Source organism: Ichthyobacterium seriolicida (genome assembly GCF_002369955.1).
In the GTDB taxonomy this organism is placed as follows: domain Bacteria; phylum Bacteroidota; class Bacteroidia; order Flavobacteriales; family Ichthyobacteriaceae; genus Ichthyobacterium; species Ichthyobacterium seriolicida.
Map to the genome: position 1 here is coordinate 1,820,174 of NZ_AP014564.1, position 20,889 is coordinate 1,841,062.

A 20,889-nucleotide genomic window follows, 5' to 3' on the forward strand; every position below is an offset into this window, starting at 1 on the left:
ATTTGATTATAAAAATGAAAAGGGAAATAAAAAGAGAAGATAAATTCGAATATTTAGAGTTCGGAGAAGGTGAACCTATAATTATCCTCCACGGATTGATGGGAGATTTAAGCAATTTTGATTCGACTATTTCTTTTCTAGGTAAAACAGGTTACAAGGTATTGATGCCTGTCTTGCCTCTGTATTCAACCTCTATTTTACAAATAGGAGTTAAGTTTCTAGCTAACTTCATAAGAGACTTTATAGCTTTCAAAGCATTGGATGAGGTAGTTTTGCTAGGCAATTCTCTAGGAGGCCACATCGCCTTACTTTACTCTGTAATATGTCCAGATAATGTTAAAGCTCTGGTGTTAGTATCTAGTTCTGGACTTTATGAAAAGCGTATGACTAATTCTTTTCCACACAGAAAAAGTTATGATTACGTTAAGAAAAAAACTAGAGAAGTGTTTTACAATCCTGATATAGCTACCGAAGAGCTCACAAGCAGAATTTTTGATATTTCACAAGACAGAAAAAAAGTCATCAGTACAATAGCTATATCTAAGAGCGCTATGAGACATAATATATCTGATGAATTACCTAATATAAAGGCTCCCACTTGTATTATATGGGGCGAAAATGACATTGTCACTCCCCTTAATGTCGCTGAGGAATTTCACACTTTACTTCCAAATTCTGATCTTTATTTATTAGATAAATGTGGACACGCTCCAATGATGGAACACCCTGAATTATTTAACGATATTTTGGGAAAATGGCTGAGTGAAAAGATATTTCATAAATGTGAACAACTATGAACTCTATAAATGCAGAATTCGTAACGAGCAGCACAAATGTTGAGCAATGTCCAAGTGATAATATTCCCGAATATGCTTTTATAGGGCGCTCTAATGTGGGCAAGTCTTCATTGATAAATATGTTAGTCAGAAGAAAGGGATTAGCTAAAACGTCTAATAAACCTGGCAAAACACAGCTTATAAATTACTTTAAAATTGATGGCAGTTGGTTTTTAGTAGACTTGCCAGGGTATGGTTACGCACAAGTGTCTAAGTCTAAAAAGAATGAATTCAAGAGGATTATTACAGATTACATCTCTAAAAGAGGGGAGTTGATAACTCTCTTTGTACTGATAGATTGCAGGCATTCTCCACAAAAAATAGATTTGGAATTCATCGAATGGCTCGGAGTAAACAGAATTCCATTTGACATTATATTTACTAAGGCAGATAAGATAAGTAATTCTGCACTAGAGAATAACATATCAAATTTTAAGAATGAGATGTTAAAAACTTGGGAATTCCTTCCAAATATATTCAAGAGTTCTTCTTCCTCTGGAATAGGACGTGATGAAATAATAGAATACATACGAGAAATCAATAAAAAACTATGAAAGGAATAGTATTAGCTGGCGGTTCAGGTACTAGATTGTATCCTCTTACTGTGTCGGTCACAAAACAACTGATGCCCGTATACGACAAACCAATGATATATTATCCTATATCTACATTGATGTCAGCAGGAATAAGGGAAATTTTAATTATTTCTACACCTCATGATCTGCCTCTTATAAAGAAACAATTGGGAGATGGAAAAAATATAGGGTGTGATTTCTCTTATTCTATACAAGATATTCCTAATGGTTTGGCTCAGGCCTTTGTAATAGGTGAAAAATTTATAGGCCATGATAATGTAGCCCTAATATTAGGAGATAATATATTCCACGGTGGAAAAATGGAGGATATACTAAAGAGTATCAAAAAAGATATGAGTGGAGCCACCGTATTCGCTTATTATGTAAATGATCCAGAGAGATATGGCGTGGTAGACTTTGACAAGGATTTTAATGTTAAATCTATAGAAGAAAAACCTACAAATCCTAAAACTAATTATGCTATACCGGGATTATATTTTTACGATAACAAGGTTATAGATATAGCCAAAAGTTTAAAGCCTAGTGCTAGAGGGGAGTATGAGATTACCGATGTAAACAATGAATATCTCAACAGAAAGGAATTAAAAGTAGAAGTTTTAAGTCGAGGAACCACATGGCTAGATACTGGGACTTTTTCTTCACTTATGCATGCTGGACAATACGTTCAAGTAATAGAAGAGAGACAGGGATTAAAGATAGGCTCTATAGAAGAGGTCGCTTATAGAATGGGATTTATAGATGAAAAACAGATAGAAAAAATCGCTATTCCTCTGCTCAAAAGCGGATATGGAAACTATTTGTTAAACCTTATAAAAGAAAAGAGATAAAGAAAAAGTTCAAGAACTTATTGACTGATAAGTCTTTTAATTTTCAAAAAAATGAAACGTTAAGCTTCTTAATTGATGAGAAAAGTTAAGAAAAAGCTCATTTAGTTTTAAAAAAGTATAGATTAAGACTAAATTAAAATTATAATATTTATTTTTGCTGAAATGCCTTTAGAAAAAATGCACAGATCAGTTTTAGATATGAAAATTGGAGAAATAGCGATCATAATGGGCTATATCGATGGCGATATCCCTATAAGATTGTTAAATATGGGATGTATTCCAGATGGGGAAGTATGCCTAAAATGCATGTCTCCATTCGGAGATTTGTTGTGCTTAAAATTACTAGACTGCGACGTGGCTATTAGAAGAGAAGAAGCCAGAAAAATTTTACTTAAATAATTCTTTTAAGTCCATGAAGATTTCGCTTATAGGTAATCCTAATACAGGAAAAACTAGTCTATTCAACAAGCTTACAGGGCTAAATCAACAAGTAGTAAACTATCCTGGCAGTACGGTTGAAAAAAAATATGGACATTTTACCCTAAAAAATGGCACAGATGTAACGATAGCAGATCTCCCTGGAACATATACTCTAGAACCTTCATCGCTCGATGAGGTTATAGTTTTAAAAGAGATATTATTCCTATCAGAGGATATAGATCTATTCATCGTGGTTGTAGATGCCTCTAGCATAAAGAGAAATCTATATATATTCTCTCAAATATTAGATATAGGAAGACCAGTTTTGATGGTTCTAAATATGTTAGATATAGCCAAAAGCAAAGGCTTAAAGGTAGATATAGAAAAATTAAAAAAGGAGCTAAATACAGATATTATACCTATAAATGCCTCAAAGGGTAATGGCATAGATGACATAAAAGATTATATAGCACAAAATATTTTTGTCAAGTCTAAGGAACCCGTATTTGACTCTGAAAAAGAAAACCCTGAATTTATAGAAGATTTAAAACCTTATTTTAAGGATAAAACGCATTATTTTATGTGGTTGTACTGTGTACAACAAAACTTGATATCTGAGAATATTCCAATGGATATAAGATCAGATATAAGTGGTGTTTTAGAAAAACACAAGAGATTTAAGTTTAGTATAAGAGAATCCATAAAACGATATCAACGTATAAACGATATAATAAAAAAAACTGTAAACACATCTAAAAGTGAATATAATCTCACAGATAAGATTGATGCCTCTTTCACTCATAAATTTTACGGATATATAATTTTCTTTACTCTGCTAATATTTATTTTTCAATGTATATTTTCTTGGGCTTCGTATCCCATGGATATGATAGATAGTCTTTTTTCTAATGTATCTGAAACTCTCAAATCCATTCTGCCTGAAAATAGTTTGTCAAATCTAATTACAGAGGGAATCATACCGGGAATCTCAGGTGTTATTATTTTTATACCGCAGATAGCTATATTATTTTTCTTTATTTCTGTATTAGAACAAACTGGTTATATGTCTAGGGTCGTATTCTTGTTAGATAAATTTATGAGAAAGTTCAATCTCAATGGCAAAAGTGTAGTCCCTATGATATCTGGTGTAGCTTGTTCGATTCCCGCTATTATGGCTACCCGAAATATAGAAACTCAAAAGGAGAGGTTATTGACAATAATGATCGTGCCCTTTATGACTTGTTCTGCAAGACTGCCTGTCTATGCAATATTAATAGGATTAGCTGTTCCAGATAAATTTTTTTTTGGATTCAATTTACAAGGATTAGTTCTTATGGCCATGTATTTAGTAGGCTTTTTCACAGCTTTGATAGCTGCCTTAATTTTAGATAAGTTTGTAAGATCCAAAGTCACTAGTCTCTTTTTGATAGAGATGCCTAGTTATAAGATACCTCAAATATCAAATATATTCTATACTGTGGTAGAAAAAACTAAATCATTTGTAGTTCGTTCAGGGAAAATTATCTTTTCTATATCTATACTGTTATGGGTTTTAGGCTCATATGGTTACAGCGATAATGCCCATGAGATAGTCGCCCAACAAGTAAAAGATCAGAATCTAAGTGAGGAAGAACTATCTCGAGAAATAGAGTCGTATAAACTAGAAAACTCTTATATAGGCAAGATGGGAAAATTTATAGAACCTATAATTTCCCCATTAGGTTACGATTGGAAAATAGGCATTGCCATTATAACTTCTTTTAGTGCCAGGGAGGTTTTCGTAGGCACACTTACTACAATATACAGTATAGGAGATACGGAAGATAGTGATTTAGCCATAAGGCAACGCCTTAAAAAAGAAAAAAATCCAAAAACTAATAAGCCCATATTTTCTAATGCTGTATGTGCTTCCTTACTTATTTTTTATGCTTTCTCTATGCAGTGCATGAGTACTGTAGCTGTAGTAAGAAAAGAAACAAATAGTTGGAAGTGGGCTATTTTTCAGGTAATTTTTATGACGATATACGCTTATATATCTGCTTGGATTACTTATAATATATTCCTTCTGTTTTAAGGATAAAAAACAAAAAAAATGATAGAAAAAATAATCATAGCCATTTTGTTTTTGTATTCTGCATATTTTATGTTTAAACACATAAAAAAAACTATTGGCAGTAATAGTTGCTGTAATAGTGAAAAAGGATGTGGTTGTGTAAATGAAAAAAAGAAATAATTATCTATGGGATATAGATATATATCAATTGTTAAAATAATCTTGTGTGCACTAGTCGGATTAGGATGTATTAGAGATCAAGAATACATCTTGCCTCATGTCTCAGTAGATGAGACCCTATGGTTAAACAATCCTTCCAATATAGATCTACAAATCATAGGCGGAATAAAAACCATAGATGCAGGAATAAAGGGTATAATAATTTATAGATCTTCTAAAGATGTGTTTTTCGCTTATGAACAGAGTTGCCCTCATATATACCCTAAACGATGCAGTAAAATGATTATAAACCAAGACTCTTTTATAGCAAAATGTGATTGTGATAACAGCACTTTTTGGCTCCTGACAGGAGAACCCTTAACTGGAAATCCAACAGTGGGATTGAAGAAATATGAGGTTAGTTATAATTCTCAATATCAGACACTGCATATTTACAACTGAAATAATATAAATATTATAGAATTCATCTTTTTTTAGCTGATAATCATATGGATATTTCAGAGATTTATAAGATTATTTACAAACAAAATCTAAGAATAAGTACAGATACCAGATCTATAGAAGACAACAGTGTATTTGTAGCTTTAAAAGGAGAAAATTTCGATGGAAATGCCTTTGCAAAGAAAGCGTTGAGTAAAGGAGCTAAACTAGTTTTTGTAGATGACAAAAAATATTCTGATTTAGAAAATGTAATATACGTTCCCGATACTCTTAAAATGATACAAGAGTTAGCCGTTTATCACAGAGATAAATTCCAGATACCATTTATAGCCATAACTGGAAGCAATGGAAAGACTACTACCAAAGAATTGGTGAATTCTGTTCTATTGGAAAAATATAAAACTCACTGTACAAAAGGAAATTTAAATAATCACATAGGAGTACCTCTCACTATTTTATCTATACAAACTGATACGGAAATGGCCATAATAGAAATGGGTGCCAATCATAAAGGTGAAATAGACTTTTTATGTAAAATATCAAAGCCCAATTATGGATATATAACAAATTTTGGAAGAGCTCATCTGGAGGGATTTGGTAATTTGGAAGGGGTTATAGAGGGAAAATCTGAACTTTATAACTTTTTAAAAAACAACAGCGCAAAAGTTTTTGTAAACACTGCAGATGAAACACAAAATACAATATTATCTAAAAAAGGAATTATCGATATCATACCTTTTGGACCTGATTCGAATACAGATATAAATCTCGAAAACATCGATCCCTTTGTAAGTGTCAATTATTTGGGTAAGATTATAAAGTCTAATCTAATAGGCAGCTATAATTTTTATAATATATCTGCAGCCATAGCTATAGGAGAGCATTTTGGATTGAGTTTTGAGCAGATAAAAGATGGAATACAAAAGTATTTCCCTACAAATAATCGTTCACAAGTTTTAAAAAAAGAGGATCTAGAAATAATTTTGGACGCATACAATGCAAATCCTTCGAGTATGGAAATAGCTTTGAGCAGTTTATCAAATCAAAGTGATGTGGTTTTAATATTAGGAGATATGGCAGAATTGGGATCCTTTTCAGAAGAAGAACACCAAAAATTGGTTTTTCTCATTGAACAGCGAAATTTTCACAAAACTTATCTATTAGGTGATCAATTCTTTAAGACAAATATTACAAAGCCTAATATTTATAAATACAGAGATATAGAAAATCTAAAAAGCGATTTAAAAAATGATTATTTCTCAAACAAAAAAATATTCATAAAGGGATCTAGATCCATGAAATTAGAAGAACTAATCCATATATTCTAGGATAATATAAATCTCTAAACTATTAGATAATCTGGCTTTCTATTCTCGATTAGAATAGTTTCTCCATTTTTTTAACAAGGCATCAAAATCAGGCGGTATAAGAGAATTAAATCTTATAAAATGTCTGTTATTAGGATGTTCAAATCCCAGTGTTTTTGCATGCAGAGCATGCCTATTCATCGTTTTAAAACAATTCCTAATAAATTGCTCATATTTACTGTATGTAGTTCCTTTTAAGATTTTATCTCCTCCGTAGGTATCATCGTTAAATATTGGATGTCCTATATGTTTTAGATGAACCCTGATCTGATGAGTTCTACCAGTTTCTAATTTACATTCTATAAGAGTTGTATATCCAAAACGCTCTATGACTTTATAGTTGGTAATAGCTTTTTTTCCCATATCTCCCTCGGGGAATACTCTCATGATCTTTCTGTTTTTCAAATCACGACCTATATTGCCTGTGATACGTCCACTATCTTGTTCTATATCTCCCCAAACTAAGGCTATATACATTCGTTCTGTGGTCCTCTCATAAAATTGTTTTGTAAGATGCGCCATAGAGGATTCATCTTTGGCAATTACCAAAAGACCACTTGTGTTTTTATCTATTCTGTGTACTAATCCAGGTCTGTGATTATCTTTTTGGGCTACAGGCAACTTATCAAAATGAAATAACAAAGCGTTAATTAGAGTTTTATTGTAGTTGCCATTGCCAGGATGTACAACCATCCCTGGCTCTTTATCCACAACTATTATACACTGATCTTCATAAACTATATTAAGAGGAATATTTTCAGGTATAACTTCAGTTTCATAAGGATTAGAGCATATGGTTACTTTAACCATATCATTAGACTTTACCTTGTAATTAGATTTTACAACTACATCATTAACCTTAATATTTCCTAATTCGATTAAACTCTGAATTTTATTTCGACTAGATACCTCTTTCAATACACCCATGAGGTATTTATCCACCCTTAAAGGGTGCTGATCTTCATCTACTTTAAATTCATATTTATCAATCATTTTTTACAAAAAATACAGTTGAAATTAATCTAAGAATTAGTCCTATCTCTTTGTCTCACTCTTCCATACCCACCTCTAATAGCCAGACGTCAAGGCTCTCTCCAATATACATACTGGTATTTTCCTTAAATTTTGGGAATTGATTGTATATAATAGCATTTAAAGTATCTACTATCTCCCCATCGTAAACTACACTTCCCAAAGTAAGTGATTTCCTTTTTAATACTTTTTTTGCCTTATTTAATGTTAAGCCCATCACATTTGGAAGTGAAACCTTTTTGTTGCTCAATCCAGATCCAAAGACTAAATCTAACTCTGCCCCTACTCTTAGAAGTTCATGCTTTTCAACTATTTTATTTTCGTGACGTATTTCCAATAGAATATCCTTTCCTAAATCGGGCACGTATTTTAAATTTCGAATTTTAAAGCCTTTTGATTCTAAAAGTGGTATGACTTGCCTTTTAGACTTTTGAAATACATCTGGAATAGTGTCTTTATAATAGCTAGAAGAATTAATAGTTAAATATATTACTCTATTGACTTTTACTAATTCTCCAGCCAAAGGTAATTGATCTACCACACTATTTTTTTCTAGTTTGTCATTGTAATGTATAGAATCTATGATTTCGTATTTGAGCGATTCGCTAGATAATTTTTTTTCCACATCGTCTATTTTCATAGTTATTAAATCAGGAACTGTAATATGCTCATTGTGTAATGTCATCCATTTCAATACAATAGACAATATAAAAACCAATGTTATTGTAGTTGTGAAAATAATCCCTGTGGTAATGAGGAAATATTTGCTTTTAAAATATCTTAAAAATGACATATAAAGTGCTCTTACTAAATCTGAGCAAAATTAACGTTTACTTGTAGACAGTAGAAAATAATAATAATTATTTGGAACGATCATACCTCTTATATAAACTTTGAGTTCGATTAATATTTAGTTAAAATATATCTCAATTTAATTTATGATATCAAAGGGAATAGTTAAACTAGCTCATATGTTAACCAGGTTTAACATTGATATTTTTTAATACTTTGGCGGGTCAAAACAAAATATTTAAGTGTTACATGTTTCTATCACAGATAAGCATCTCAAACTTCAAAAATTTAGCTAATAAAAATTTCAAATTATCTCCGAATATAAACTGCTTTGTAGGCAATAATGGAGTGGGGAAAACTAATATTTTAGATGCTATTTATTATCTCTCGTGTTGTAAGAGTTATTTCAACAATATCGATGTTCAAAATATATTACACGGAGAAGATTTTTTTTCTATAGAAGGAAAATATAAAAACTCAGAAGATACAGATATTATACTTTGTGGTTTTCAACGTGGCAATAAGAAAATAGTTAAAAGAAATGGGAAAAAATACACAAAATTATACCAACACATAGGCAAAATCCCTATAGTCATAATATCTGCCACAGATAGAGATATTATAGAAAAAAGCGAGATGAGGAGAAAATTCATAGATAGTATAATCTGTCAATTAGATAAAAATTATATAGATAAACTCGTCAGATACAAAAAGATACTTATTCAAAGAAATTATTTGCTCAAACATTTTGCCAGTAATAATGTTTTTAATAGGGATAATTTAGAGATATACAACGATCAATTATCCGATCTATCTTTTGAAATACACATTAGAAGAAAGTCTTTTTTAGAGGATTTTCTTCCTTTATTTAAAGAGATATACGAAAATATTTCTGGATGTGACGAGAAAGTGGAAATAGAATATCAAAGTCAACTGAATCATAAAACAGCTGATATTTTATTTTCAGAGTCTATTGGCAGGGACATGGAGACACAAAGCACCTCGACTGGAATACATAAAGACGATTGGCTCTTTAGCATAAGAGAATTCCCAGTTAAAAAAAATGCATCTCAGGGTCAGCAAAAATCTTTTCTCATAGCTTTAAAAATCGCTGAGTTATACTTCCTCGAAAAAACACGTAATATCAAACCTATCTTATTGATAGATGATATCTTTGACAAATTAGATCAAGTTAGAATAGAGAGAATTATAAATCTCATAAAACGAGATAATTTTGGACAGATATTTATTTCAGATACTCATTACCAGAGAACAGAGGAAATAGTAAAAAAAATAGATAAGGAATATTATATGTTTGAGATGTAATCGTCTTGAGGCTGTAATTTTAAATCTATATAATATCTAAAACAAAAACCTTAAGATCAGGTTTATTTACTCCCAGTTTTTTTTAAAAACATTGGTTATCCCTTTTCTCTGAAGAAAAAATCATAATCCTAGAGAGCTAAAACGGTTTCAATAACAAAAAAAAAGGTGCGTTAACCCTAACTATTCATAGTTATACAAATTTTTCAGGTTAAAAACATTGTTTTACTCAGTGTTTTTATTCCTTACTCTTTTGGGCTTTATCCCCACAATATTCAAATATATCCATGAATAATGCGGGCACCCTACTAACCTTTGTTATTTGAATATCCATGCAAAATAACCTTAAAATAGACCTGAATTCTGCCTCAGAAATTCTTGAACCTTAATTTTTTTTTGGCTTATTGTCTTCTTTCATTGACGTGGCTCCATCAAACATATTAGTCATTGCATTACTGGTATGTATTTGCCAGTCGCCAATATACTGATTGAATTCTACAGCGCCTTTAAACATATTGGTCATATTTGTAACATTACCTACATCTACATGCCAGCTGTTTAACCCTTTATTGAAAGATGTAGCACCTTCAAACATCGATTCCATATTAGTAACATTATTAACATTAAGATTGTTTAAATATCCGTTAAAAGATGTAGCATTTAAAAACATATGAGACATGTTAGTAACATTAAAAGTATTCCAACTTATTAAATCTTGATTAAAAGATGTAGCACCTGAAAACATCGATTCCATATCAGTAACTTTGGAAACATCCCAATTACTTATATCACGGTTGAAAGATGTAGCACTTGAAAACATGCCAGACATGTTAGTAACCTTGGAAACATCCCAATTACTTATATCACTGTTGAAAGATTCAGCATTTGAAAACATCTCAGACATATCAGTAACTTTGGAAACATCCCAATTACTTATATCACCGTTGAAAGATGTAGCACCTGAAAACATACGAGACATATTAGTAATTCCCTCTAAATTTGGAGCCTCTAAAGGTAGAGATTTCAACTGAGAACAATATTCAAAATATCCTCCTTTATCATTGCCAAATTTTAAATTCCCCCAAGATGAAATACTTATTATTTGGCTACTATCAGTTCCTGTTATTCCAAAGTGAAACCCTTCAATTTGTCCTGTGATTGTCACAGTATACTCACCTTCTTTATCATATGTATGATTATTTACAGTCCAAGAAGTAATTCTTTCGGATTTGCCATCCCCCCAATCTACAATAAAATCATACTTGCCATCATGATCTATGGGTAATCCTAATTCCTTACTCCTCCCAATTTTCCATTTTGATACAAAATCTTTTGACAGACGGGTCACTGTCACAGTATAATTTTTAAAATAAGACTCTAAATATTTATTTTTAACTGTGATTGCTTGAGAATAAGTAGAAGCACCACTAGTAGAGGTAAAAGTTATATTTATAGGATTAGTAGCAGTAACATTATCACCAGAAATAGAAGCATTTAAAGAACTTATATTAACCTGGTTAGCAACTGTGACAGTTATAGTCTTTTTTTCTTCATCAACAGTGCCAATATATTGTTCTATACTAGAAGGAAAATTAGCCCCCGTATTTTGATCTTTACTAAACTTTAGTTCCGTTATTCTTGGCTCCTTATAAACCTTTACGTTATACACCTTTCTCCCCCCAGCAAGACCTACTGCAGTATATTTTACATGAGTTATATGAGAATTACTGAAATCATCAGAAGAAGTGTTAGCTTGAGTAGTACCAGTATCCCCACTATATACTTCCGTTCCATCAAGATTATCATTGTCGGCTGTAACAGTTGGTGTTAATCCTTCTAATATAGCATTATGAGCGACTTTAACAATTATTTCTCCTTCACTATGATTAACTTCAACAACTATATTATTTCCAAGGTTTTTATTTACATTGTTAGAATTGTTGGTATCAAAACTAAAAGTTTTTATCCTAGGTTCAGAGTTTTTAATTACTCTTACATTGTAAGTAGCAATAGTTCCATCTTGAGCAGTAACTGTATAAGTTTTTTGACTACTAAAATCTTGCGCTATAGTAGCTTCAGGACTAATACTAGCTCCCTTATGTAATTCTATATGAGGCGTTAAATTAGTAAGTACTGCATCATGAGGGACATTAATAGTTATTGTATGATTATCCGAATCAGTAGTGCTAATAACACCACCTAATTCTTTAACAATTTTCCCAGTATTTAGATTGTTCCCTTCTGCTTTAAACTTAAAGGATATTAACTTAGATGATTTTAAATCTTTAATAATTATAACCTTGTATATTTTTTTTTCTCCATTTTTAGCGATTACTGTATACTCCGTTGCAGAATTTACATTAAAGGTAATCCCCTTTTTTTCATTAGGAGAAAAACTAACACCAGAATGAACTATTGTAGGTTTCAAACCACTTAAAGTTGCAGATTCAGATAGGTGTAGTGTTATAGTAGGAGGAGTGACCTTTTCATCGATAACACCATTTCTATTTGCAAAAATTTTCCCCTCATTCTTAGACTTCTCTAATATAAAACTACTAATAGAGCATTCTCCACTATCATTGTTTTTAACCTCATCATTGTCTTTAACCTTATTACTCTTTATGCAGGACAAAATAAACACTGACAAAAACACGAAATAAAAAATACTCCTTTTATGAGAAAAATAAAATGTCTTGGTAATCATAACTAGTCCATTAAAATTTTGAAACACTAAGTTAACACTTTTTCTTTTAAATATACTGACATAGTAGCAAAATACTTTTTAACCCAGATTATTCATAATTCATAGTTATACAAATTTTTGAGGTTAAAAACATTGTTTTTCTCAGTATTTTTACTCCTCAACCTTTGGACTATTTATCTAAAAATAGACCTGAATTTTGCCTCAGAAATCCTTGAACCTTATTTTTATTATGGCTTATAGCTTTCTGTCATTGATGTAGCTCCACTAAACATATCAGTCATTTTATTACTGCTATGTATTTGCCATTGGCTAATATTCTGATTAAATTTTATAGCGCCTTTAAACATATTGGTCATCTCAGTAACATTACTTACTTCCCAGTTGCTTAAACTTTTATTGAAAGACGTGGCTCCATCAAACATACTACTCATATTTGTAACATTATAAACCTGAAAATTATTTAAATATCCATTAAAAGATGTAGCTTCTTTAAACATCGATTCCATGTTAGTAACATTAAAAGTATCCCAACTTATTAAATCTTGATTAAAAGATGTAGCACTTAAAAACATACCAGACATGTTAGTAACCTTGGAAACATCCCAATTACTTATATCACTGTTGAAAGATGTAGCATATGAAAACATCTCAGACATATTAGTAACTTTGGAAACATCCCAATTACTTATATCACCGTTGAAAGATGTAGCACCTGAAAACATACGAGACATATTAGTAATTCCCTCTAAATTTGGAGCCTCTAAAGGTAGAGATTTCAACTGAGAACAATATTCAAAATATCCTCCTTTATCATTGCCAAATTTTAAATTCCCCCAAGATGAAATACTTATTATTTGGCTACTATCAGTTCCTGTTATTCCAAAGTGAAACCCTTCAATTTGTCCTGTGATTGTCACAGTATACTCACCTTCTTTATCATATGTATGATTCTTTACAGTCCAAGAAGTAATTCTTTCGGATTTGCCATCCCCCCAATCTACAATAAAATCATACTTGCCATCATAATCTATGGGTAATCCTAATTGCTTACTCCTCCCAATTTTCCATTTTGATACAAAATCTTTTGACAGGGTCACTGTCACAGTATAATTTTTAAAATAAGACTCTAAATATTGATTTTTAACCGTGATAGTTTGAGAATAAGGAGAAGTAGATCCAGTAAAATTTAGAGGATAAGTGGTTGAAAGATTAATGTTATCACCAGAAATAATAGCGTTTAAAGAACTTATGTTAACCGCTCCAGCAACTGTGACAGTTATAGTATTATTTACTTCATCAACAGTGCCAATATATTCTTCTATGCCAGAAGGAAAATTAGCCCCCGTATTTTGATCTTTACTAAACTTTAACTCACTTATTCTTGGCTCCTTATAAACCTTTACGTTATACACTTTTCTCCCCCCAGCAGGACCTACTGCAGTATATTTTACAGGATTAGTATGAGAATTTATAAAACTAACAGCAGTAATAGAAAAATTTCCAGTATCCCCACTATATACTTCCGTTCCATCAAGGTTATTATTGTCGGCTGTAACAGTTGGTGTTAATCCTTCTAATATAGCATTATGAGCGACTTTAACAATTATTTCTCCTTCACTATGATTAACTTCAACAACTATATTATTTCCAAGGTTTTTATCGGTGTTAGTAAATGTGAAACTTTGTATCTGAGGAACAGCATTTTGAATTACAGTTACATTGTAAGTAACAATAGTTCCATCCTGAGCAGTAACTGTATAAGTTTTTTGACTACTAAAATCTTGCGCTATAGTAGCTTCAGGACTAATACTAGCTCCCTTATGTAATTCTATATGAGGCGTTAAATTAGTAAGTACTGCATCATGAGGGACATTAATAGTTATTGTATGATTATCCGAATCAGTAGTGCTAATATCACCACCTAATTCTTTAACTATTTTCCCAGTATTTAGATTGTCCCCTTCTGCTTTAAACTTAAAGGATATTAACTTAGATGATTTTAAATCTTTAATAATTATAACCTTGTATATTTTTTTTTCTCCATTTTTAGCGATTACTGTATACTCCGTTGCAGAATTTACATTAAAGGTAATCCCCTTTTTTTCATTAGGAGAAAAACTAACACCAGAATGAACTATTGTAGGTTTCAAACCACTTAAAGTTGCAGATTCAGATAGGTGTAGTGTTATAGTAGGAGGAGTGACCTTTTCATCGATAACACCATTTCTATTTGCAAAAATTTTCCCCTCATTCTTAGACTTCTCTAATATAAAACTACTAATAGAGCATTCTCCACTATCATTGTTTTTAACCTCATCATTGTCTTTAACCTTATTACTCTTTATGCAGGACAAAATAAACACTGACAAAAACACAAAATAAAAAATACTCCTTTTATGAGAAAAATAAAATGTCTTGGTAATCATAACTAGTCCATTAAAATTTTGAAACACTAAGTTAACACTTTTTCTTTTAAATATACTGACATAGTAGCAAAATATTTTTTTTAACCTGGATCATCCCAGATTATTCATAACCTGAGTTCGATTAATAATTTGTTTAGTAAAAAACGCTTGAATCTTTTAAATTTATTGAGATTCAAGAGGTTCCTTAAGGAAATCTTACAGGTTATAACAGATCTATACTTCTATTTTTTTTCAACACTGCCTCTTTTCCATCAAATACTAAATAGGCATAATCCTTTACCCAGTCGCCAGTGTTGAAATATGTGCTTTTTTCAGAAAGTTTGAACTCTAATGCCATATGCCTGTGGCCGAATACAAAATAATCAAAATGTTTTTCCTTTAATTTTTCTCTGGAGAAAAGAATTAACTATTCTCTATCTTCTACAATAGATACCTTTTCACTTTTACTGTATTTATTTTTGTTTCTATTGGAGAAATAATTACCTATTATGAATGATAAATCAGGATGAATTAAGTAAAACAAAGATTGACATATGCGAGAATGAAAGTACTTTTCTTATGATTTTAGATTTTTTACTCTTTGCTCCCAAACCATGACCATGGGCTATAAAGAAAGAATTATTATTTATATGTATTTCTTTTTCAGAATTAAAAATCGATATGTTTAATTCTTTTTCAAAGAAACTATACATCCATAAATCGTGATTCCCAGTAAAAAAATAAATCCTTATTTCCGAGTCAGACAACTCTGCTAATTTCCCTAACCCAGATTATTCATAGTTACCCTTTAAATATTGCGCATAAAGTGTTAATTTTAAGGCATTAAAGTCCAAAGAAACATACTTTAATATAGCCCAAAAATGAGGAATAAAAACACATTATTTTATAGAGGGAAAACTTCTGTTGAGTTAACTTTTTCATCATCAGAAATTAGCTCTGATGGATCTTTAATCATGCTTGAAAAACTAGAAAGAGATCATAGATTGATTCATTATTACAGTAAACTTTTGCCTGATACTCGAGACTCTAGATTTATTACTTATACCAGAAAGCAACAGTTAAAACAAAGGGTTTATATGATCATGTTAGGCTATGAAGACGCCNATGATGTTAATCATTTACATAACGATCCTTTATTCAAAGATGTTCTTCAAGGTGATTTGGCTTCTCAACCTACTATATCAAGATTTGAGAATAGCTTTGACAAACAAGCTGTTTTTAAGTTTTGTGATGCGTGGTTATACAAATATGTTTCAAGTTTATCTGATCGTAAGAGAATAGTTATTGACGTAGATTCAACTGATGATCCAACTCATGGCAGTCAACAATTGTCAATGTTTAACGGTTATTATAGTCAATTCATGTACAATGAACTATTTTTTCATGATGGAAAAACAGGACAGATTATCCTTCCTGTACTCCGCCCAGGAAATAGTCATTNTAATAAATGGTATGTGAGTATTTTAAAGCGAATAATTATCAAAATACGTGAGAGTCACCCAGAGATGGAAATAATTATTAGAAGTGATAGCGGCTTTAGTTGCGCTCCTTTTTACCAATTAGTAGATGATTTTGATTTACTATATGTGACAGGCATAGCGAGCAATGAAGTTTTAAAAAGAAAGGTATCTTGGTCAAAAAATGCTGTAAAAAAAATGTATTTAGATCAGGGAGAGAAGCACCAACATTTTATGAGTTTTACGTACAAAGCCAAGAGTTGGCACAAGCCTCAACAGTGCTATTCTAAAGTTGAGAGTACAGGATTAGGGATGAACATAAGGCATTTTTCTAGTAATCTTCCCCAAAAGGATGCTAGAGAAATTTACTTTGACTTTTATGTGAAAAGAGGTGATTCAAGTGAAAATAGAATAAAAGAAGTTAAAAATATGTGTTTTTCTGATCGTTTGTCAAATCATAGTTTTCTTGCTAATTTTTTTCGACTTATGATGAGTAGTCTTGCCTATGAAATGTTTTTATTACTGAAACAGAAGATAAAGAAAACAAGATTTGAAGTAGCAAAAAAATGGTTAATCAGTTCGATTAGAACCTATCTTCTCAAGGTAGGAGCAACGATTAAAATTACCAAAAGGCGAATCTATTATCAGCTATCTAAATCTTTTGTTTACAAGGGTTTATTTCGGGAAATTATTACCCAGTAACGGTTGTTTATTTGTGAAATGAACAACCTTGGGATAGTTACGCCTTGTCGTTAAAAAACCATGTAAAAACACTAAAAAAGAGCATTGTCATCCTAAAAAAAGGTGCAAAAAAACGACAAAGAAGATGAGTTCTCTTCGATTAGTAAAAAAGTTAAGGAAAAAATATCACGTCTAATCTATTTTAGTATGACTATGAATAATGCGGGCTAAAACTCTTGTAAACCCTTTTGGAATTACGTGTTTATATTCAAACCAAAATAGGAACTGGATCAGCTTCTATTAAGCTTTCATCACCTATAACCTGTTTAGACAGTGCATTAATACAACCATGAGTTTAAAAGCATCATCAGAAGTGATTTCGTTATTTTTCATCAGAAATCATATTTTTTTGTATGGATTTTGGAACATCTTTTTCGTTAATCGTTAAAATAAGCGCCTTGTAATCCGTTAGTAAATCTCTTTATACAGCCTCACTAAAACCAATTCTATAAATTTCTTCTCCATAAATACTGTATCATCATAGACCAAGTGGAAAAAGCCAATTTTGTTGTTGGTTATAGTCCCTGAAATTTGTATTCATACTATTTGATTATCAATCAGTCAGCAAGATAAACTAACAGGTAAAAACTACACCTTCAAACAAAAAAAAAGCTGCCTCGGTTTTGAGACAGCTTCATTTGAGTTAAAACATGTGTTATCTATGGATTGGGTATCCTCTTTTTAAACGCCTCTCTATCCCCCCTAGATTGGATTCGTTTATATTCTTCGGTGAAGGGCCCCCCGAGTAAACTCGTAACACTAATATAATCTGTCATGTCAATAGAAGATCTATCTATAGCATTTTGATCTTTACTAGACTTTAGCCCATTTATTCTTTGCTCCCTATAAACACTTACGTTATAAACCTTTCTACCCCCTGCAGGACCTACTGCAGTATATTTTATAGGATTAATTTCAGAATCTATAAACCTAACAGAAGTAATAGGAGAATTTCCAGTATCCCCACTATATATTTCTGTTCCAGCAAGATTATCATTGTCAGCTGTAATAGTTGGAAGTAAATCACCACGATCTGCATTATATGGAACTGTTACCATTATAGTATTATCATCGTGATTAATTGTACCAACTACATTACTATTTCCAAGGTTTTTATTTAAATTTTCAGAATTGTTGATATCAAAAATCAAAGTTTTTATCCTAGGTTCGGAGTTTTTAATTACTCCTACATTGTAAGTAGCAATAGTTCCATCTTCACCCGTTATTACATAACTTATAGTTTTAGCGCTCTCAAAGTTTTGAGGAATACCGCTTTCAGGGTTAACCTTGCCATTTCCATAAATCTCTATAGTTGGAATTAAACTACTAACATTTGCATCATGAGGAACATTAATAGTTATTGTATTATTATCCGAATCAGTAGTGCTAATAACACCATCTAATTCTTTAACAATTTTACCAGTACTTAGATTGTCCCCTTCTGCTTTAAACTTAAAAGATATTAACTTAGACGATTTTAAATCTTTAATAATTATAACCTTGTATACTTTTTTTTGTCCATTTTTACCGATTACTGTATACTCTGCAGAATTTGAACTAAAGGTGACTTCTTTCTTTTCATTATGCTCCATTGAAAAACTTGCACTAAAGGGAACTTTTTTCTTCTCATTAGGAGAAAAACTGACACCAGAATGAATTATTGTAGGTTTCAAACCGCTTAAAGTTGCAGATTCAGATAGGTGTAGTGTTATGGTAGGAGGAGTAAGGTTTTCATCGATAACACCAATTCTATTTGCAAAAATTTTCCCCTCATTCTTAGATTTCTCTAATATAAATTTACTAATAGAGCATTCTCCACTATCATTATTTTTAAACTTATTATTCTTTGTACAAGACAAAATAAACAACGACAAAAACGCAAAATAAAAAACACTCTTTAGAGTAGTAAAATAAAATGTCTTAGTAATCATATTTATTCAAATTTTGAATTATTAAAATACAAAGTTAACACTTTTTCTTTTAAATATGCTAACATAGTAGCGAAATACTTTTTAACCTGGATTATCCCCGATTATTCATAACTGAGTTGGATTAATAAAAAAAAACGCTTGAATCTTTTAAACTTATTGAAATTTAAGAGGTTGCTTAAGAAAATCCAGGTTATAATAGATCTATACTTCTATTTTTTTCAACACTACCTCTTTTCCATCAAATACTAAATAGGTATAATCCTTTACCCAGTCGCCAGTGTTAAAATATGTGCTTTTTTCAGAAAGTTTGAACTCTAATGCCATATGCCTGTGACCGAACACAAAATAATCAAAGTGTTTTTCCTTTAGTTTTTCTCTGGAGAAAAGAATCAACTCTTCTCTATCTTCTCCAGTAAATACATTTTCACTTTTGCAGTATTTATTTTTGTTTCTATTGGAGAAATAATTAGCTATTCTGAATGATAAATCAGGATGAATTAAGTAAAACAAAGATTGACATATGCGAGAGTGAAGTAATTTTCTTATGATTTTATATTTTTTACTCTTTGTTCCCAAACCATCACCATGGGCTATGAAAAAAGAATTATTATTTATATGTATTTCTTTTTCAGAATTAAAAATCGATATGTTTAATTCTTTTTCAAAGAAACTACACATCCAAAAATCATGATTCCCAGCAAAAAAATAAATCCTTATTCCCGAGTCAGACAACTCTGCTAATTTTCCTAAAACTCTTGTAAAACCTTTTGGAATGACGTGTTTATATTCAAACCAAAAATCGAACATATCACCTAATAGGAATAGGACTTGTGCATCTTTTTTTATTGAATCTAACCAACCTACAAATATCTTCTCCCTCTTTAAACTCTCTTTACGATTAGGGATCCCAAAATGCTGATCAGAGGCGAAATAAACTTTGTTATTACACAACAAGTTTATTTTTTCTACAGACAAACACATGCTCAGTTAAAATTGTTATAAACTTATAAGAATATAATTTCTCATCATAGAATGATGAATCTTCTAAAAAAATGACAACTAAACTATGAAACCGTCTTTCATCTCAAAAGTTTTATCAGCCATATCAGCAAACTCTTGGTTGTGTGTTACTATTACAAAAGTTTGATTGTATTTTTCTCTCAGCTCAAAGAATAAGTTGTGAAGTTCCCTTGCTGTTTTAGAGTCTAAATTTCCTGAGGGCTCATCAGCAAAAACCACTAAGGGATTATTTATGAGAGCCCTACCCACGGCTACTCTTTGTTGTTCTCCCCCTGAAAGTTGAGAAGGCTTTTTGTTCTTTTTATTTTCTATTCCTAGAAAACTCATCAGCTCACTAGCTTTTTCAGCAGCCTTTTTCTTAGATTCTCCCTTTATAAAAGCAGGCATGCAAATATTTTCTAAAGCTGTAAATTCTGGTAACAATTGATGAAATTGAAATATAAATCCTATATGTTCATTTCTAAACTTAGATAATTCTCTATCTCCGAGTTTATATATCTCTATATCATTTATAAATAGAAAAGTATCCTTTTTTAAATCTGCTTTGTCTAAGGTTCCTAGTATCTGTAATAGAGTAGTTTTACCCGCTCCAGAGGCCCCTACTATAGATACTATTTCAGATTTCTCAACACTAAAATCTATTCCTTTTAAGATATGAGAATCGTTATAGCACTTATGTATATTATTTGCTCTTATCATTTTTCTCAAGAAAAAAAATAGCCTGATTAAAAAAAGGAAAAAAA

At 31.1% G+C, this 20,889-nt stretch carries 18 protein-coding genes and 1 pseudogene; 10 read left to right on the top strand and 9 right to left on the bottom strand.

The genetic code is table 11. From position 1 onward, the window contains the following. Positions 1–14 precede the first annotated feature (14 nt). The 8 genes from JBKA6_RS06985 (at position 15) to JBKA6_RS07015 (ending at position 6,681) form a co-directional block, all read left to right on the top strand. Positions 15–797 (top strand): alpha/beta fold hydrolase, encoded by a 783-nt coding sequence (locus tag JBKA6_RS06985; RefSeq protein WP_172843117.1) that lies wholly within the window; start codon positions 15–17, stop codon positions 795–797. Continuing rightward, complete coding sequence (yihA, locus tag JBKA6_RS06990) at positions 794–1,390, top strand: ribosome biogenesis GTP-binding protein YihA/YsxC (protein ID WP_096687165.1); 597 nt, start codon at positions 794–796, stop codon at positions 1,388–1,390. The genes JBKA6_RS06985 and yihA overlap by 4 nt, the downstream gene beginning before the upstream one ends. Beyond that, positions 1,387–2,259: a glucose-1-phosphate thymidylyltransferase RfbA gene (gene rfbA / locus JBKA6_RS06995; RefSeq protein ID WP_096687169.1), complete on the top strand. Its 873-nt coding sequence runs from the start codon at positions 1,387–1,389 to the stop codon at positions 2,257–2,259. The genes yihA and rfbA overlap by 4 nt, the downstream gene beginning before the upstream one ends. A gap of 177 nt (positions 2,260–2,436) precedes the next feature. After that, positions 2,437–2,658 carry a FeoA family protein gene (locus tag JBKA6_RS07000; RefSeq protein ID WP_157776996.1) on the top strand — a complete coding sequence of 74 codons (222 nt, stop codon included), beginning with the start codon at positions 2,437–2,439 and terminating at the stop codon, positions 2,656–2,658. Positions 2,659–2,671: 13 nt separating this feature from the next. Next, the gene (gene feoB, locus JBKA6_RS07005; protein ID WP_096687173.1) at positions 2,672–4,753 is read left to right on the top strand and encodes a ferrous iron transport protein B; all 2,082 of its coding nucleotides are present in this window, start codon (positions 2,672–2,674) and stop codon (positions 4,751–4,753) included. Between the two features lie 18 nt (positions 4,754–4,771). Further along, complete coding sequence (locus tag JBKA6_RS07660) at positions 4,772–4,912, top strand: hypothetical protein (protein ID WP_157776997.1); 141 nt, start codon at positions 4,772–4,774, stop codon at positions 4,910–4,912. A gap of 6 nt (positions 4,913–4,918) precedes the next feature. After that, the gene (locus JBKA6_RS07010; protein WP_096687175.1) at positions 4,919–5,353 is read left to right on the top strand and encodes a Rieske (2Fe-2S) protein; all 435 of its coding nucleotides are present in this window, start codon (positions 4,919–4,921) and stop codon (positions 5,351–5,353) included. Positions 5,354–5,400: 47 nt separating this feature from the next. Then, a complete protein-coding gene (locus JBKA6_RS07015; protein WP_096687177.1) occupies positions 5,401–6,681 on the top strand; it encodes a UDP-N-acetylmuramoyl-tripeptide--D-alanyl-D-alanine ligase in 1,281 nt (426 codons plus the stop codon). Positions 6,682–6,720: 39 nt separating this feature from the next. Here JBKA6_RS07015 and JBKA6_RS07020 read toward each other — a convergent pair whose 3' ends face one another. Beyond that, on the bottom strand, positions 6,721–7,713 hold the full coding sequence (locus JBKA6_RS07020; protein ID WP_096687179.1) for an RluA family pseudouridine synthase: 993 nt from the start codon (positions 7,711–7,713) through the stop codon (positions 6,721–6,723). Positions 7,714–7,768: 55 nt separating this feature from the next. Further along, positions 7,769–8,437 carry a PASTA domain-containing protein gene (locus JBKA6_RS07025; RefSeq protein WP_172843118.1) on the bottom strand — a complete coding sequence of 223 codons (669 nt, stop codon included), beginning with the start codon at positions 8,435–8,437 and terminating at the stop codon, positions 7,769–7,771. Positions 8,438–8,793: 356 nt separating this feature from the next. On the opposite strand from JBKA6_RS07025, the gene recF reads away from it, so the two are divergent. Beyond that, the gene (gene recF, locus JBKA6_RS07030; protein WP_096687183.1) at positions 8,794–9,870 is read left to right on the top strand and encodes a DNA replication/repair protein RecF; all 1,077 of its coding nucleotides are present in this window, start codon (positions 8,794–8,796) and stop codon (positions 9,868–9,870) included. A gap of 298 nt (positions 9,871–10,168) precedes the next feature. Here recF and JBKA6_RS07665 read toward each other — a convergent pair. The 4 genes and pseudogenes from JBKA6_RS07665 to JBKA6_RS07975 form a co-directional block, all read right to left on the bottom strand. Beyond that, positions 10,169–10,243: pseudogene (locus JBKA6_RS07665) on the bottom strand (IS1595-like element ISIse1 family transposase); the annotation flags it as partial. Between the two features lie 9 nt (positions 10,244–10,252). Then, positions 10,253–12,508 carry a BspA family leucine-rich repeat surface protein gene (locus JBKA6_RS07035; protein ID WP_231952081.1) on the bottom strand — a complete coding sequence of 752 codons (2,256 nt, stop codon included), beginning with the start codon at positions 12,506–12,508 and terminating at the stop codon, positions 10,253–10,255. 290 nt (positions 12,509–12,798) lie between these two features. Then, positions 12,799–14,934, bottom strand: a complete 2,136-nt coding sequence (locus JBKA6_RS07040) for a BspA family leucine-rich repeat surface protein (RefSeq protein WP_231952082.1) — start codon at positions 14,932–14,934, stop codon at positions 12,799–12,801. Between the two features lie 265 nt (positions 14,935–15,199). Continuing rightward, positions 15,200–15,334: a hypothetical protein gene (locus JBKA6_RS07975; RefSeq protein ID WP_262490684.1), complete on the bottom strand. Its 135-nt coding sequence runs from the start codon at positions 15,332–15,334 to the stop codon at positions 15,200–15,202. Between the two features lie 523 nt (positions 15,335–15,857). Between JBKA6_RS07975 and JBKA6_RS07050 the strand changes: the two genes are divergently transcribed. Then, positions 15,858–17,156, top strand: a complete 1,299-nt coding sequence (locus JBKA6_RS07050; RefSeq protein WP_096687191.1) for an IS1380 family transposase — start codon at positions 15,858–15,860, stop codon at positions 17,154–17,156. A gap of 698 nt (positions 17,157–17,854) precedes the next feature. Here the strand turns inward: JBKA6_RS07050 and JBKA6_RS07055 are convergent. From JBKA6_RS07055 to JBKA6_RS07065, 3 genes are all read right to left on the bottom strand, one after another. Further along, entirely contained in the window at positions 17,855–19,126 is a 1,272-nt protein-coding gene (locus JBKA6_RS07055) for a hypothetical protein (protein ID WP_096687193.1), read from the bottom strand. Positions 19,127–19,327: 201 nt separating this feature from the next. Beyond that, positions 19,328–20,077, bottom strand: coding sequence for a UDP-2,3-diacylglucosamine diphosphatase (locus JBKA6_RS07060; RefSeq protein WP_317044157.1), 750 nt, complete (start codon positions 20,075–20,077; stop codon positions 19,328–19,330). A gap of 108 nt (positions 20,078–20,185) precedes the next feature. Then, a complete protein-coding gene (locus JBKA6_RS07065) occupies positions 20,186–20,845 on the bottom strand; it encodes an ABC transporter ATP-binding protein (RefSeq protein WP_096687197.1) in 660 nt (219 codons plus the stop codon). Between the last annotated feature and the right edge of the window lie 44 nt (positions 20,846–20,889).

What these genes read in the sequence shown, in the direction of transcription:
- JBKA6_RS06985 (WP_172843117.1), top strand. Translation starts at nt 15, where the DNA reads ATGAAAAGGGAAATAAAAAGAGAAGATAAATTCGAATATTTAGAGTTC.
- yihA (WP_096687165.1), top strand. Translation starts at nt 794, where the DNA reads ATGAACTCTATAAATGCAGAATTCGTAACGAGCAGCACAAATGTTGAG.
- rfbA (WP_096687169.1), top strand. Translation starts at nt 1,387, where the DNA reads ATGAAAGGAATAGTATTAGCTGGCGGTTCAGGTACTAGATTGTATCCT.
- JBKA6_RS07000 (WP_157776996.1), top strand. Translation starts at nt 2,437, where the DNA reads ATGCACAGATCAGTTTTAGATATGAAAATTGGAGAAATAGCGATCATA.
- feoB (WP_096687173.1), top strand. Translation starts at nt 2,672, where the DNA reads ATGAAGATTTCGCTTATAGGTAATCCTAATACAGGAAAAACTAGTCTA.
- JBKA6_RS07660 (WP_157776997.1), top strand. Translation starts at nt 4,772, where the DNA reads ATGATAGAAAAAATAATCATAGCCATTTTGTTTTTGTATTCTGCATAT.
- JBKA6_RS07010 (WP_096687175.1), top strand. Translation starts at nt 4,919, where the DNA reads ATGGGATATAGATATATATCAATTGTTAAAATAATCTTGTGTGCACTA.
- JBKA6_RS07015 (WP_096687177.1), top strand. Translation starts at nt 5,401, where the DNA reads ATGGATATTTCAGAGATTTATAAGATTATTTACAAACAAAATCTAAGA.
- JBKA6_RS07020 (WP_096687179.1), bottom strand. Translation starts at nt 7,713, where the DNA reads ATGATTGATAAATATGAATTTAAAGTAGATGAAGATCAGCACCCTTTA.
- JBKA6_RS07025 (WP_172843118.1), bottom strand. Translation starts at nt 8,437, where the DNA reads ATGACATTACACAATGAGCATATTACAGTTCCTGATTTAATAACTATG.
- recF (WP_096687183.1), top strand. Translation starts at nt 8,794, where the DNA reads ATGTTTCTATCACAGATAAGCATCTCAAACTTCAAAAATTTAGCTAAT.
- JBKA6_RS07975 (WP_262490684.1), bottom strand. Translation starts at nt 15,334, where the DNA reads ATGGCATTAGAGTTCAAACTTTCTGAAAAAAGCACATATTTCAACACT.
- JBKA6_RS07055 (WP_096687193.1), bottom strand. Translation starts at nt 19,126, where the DNA reads ATGATTACTAAGACATTTTATTTTACTACTCTAAAGAGTGTTTTTTAT.
- JBKA6_RS07065 (WP_096687197.1), bottom strand. Translation starts at nt 20,845, where the DNA reads ATGATAAGAGCAAATAATATACATAAGTGCTATAACGATTCTCATATC.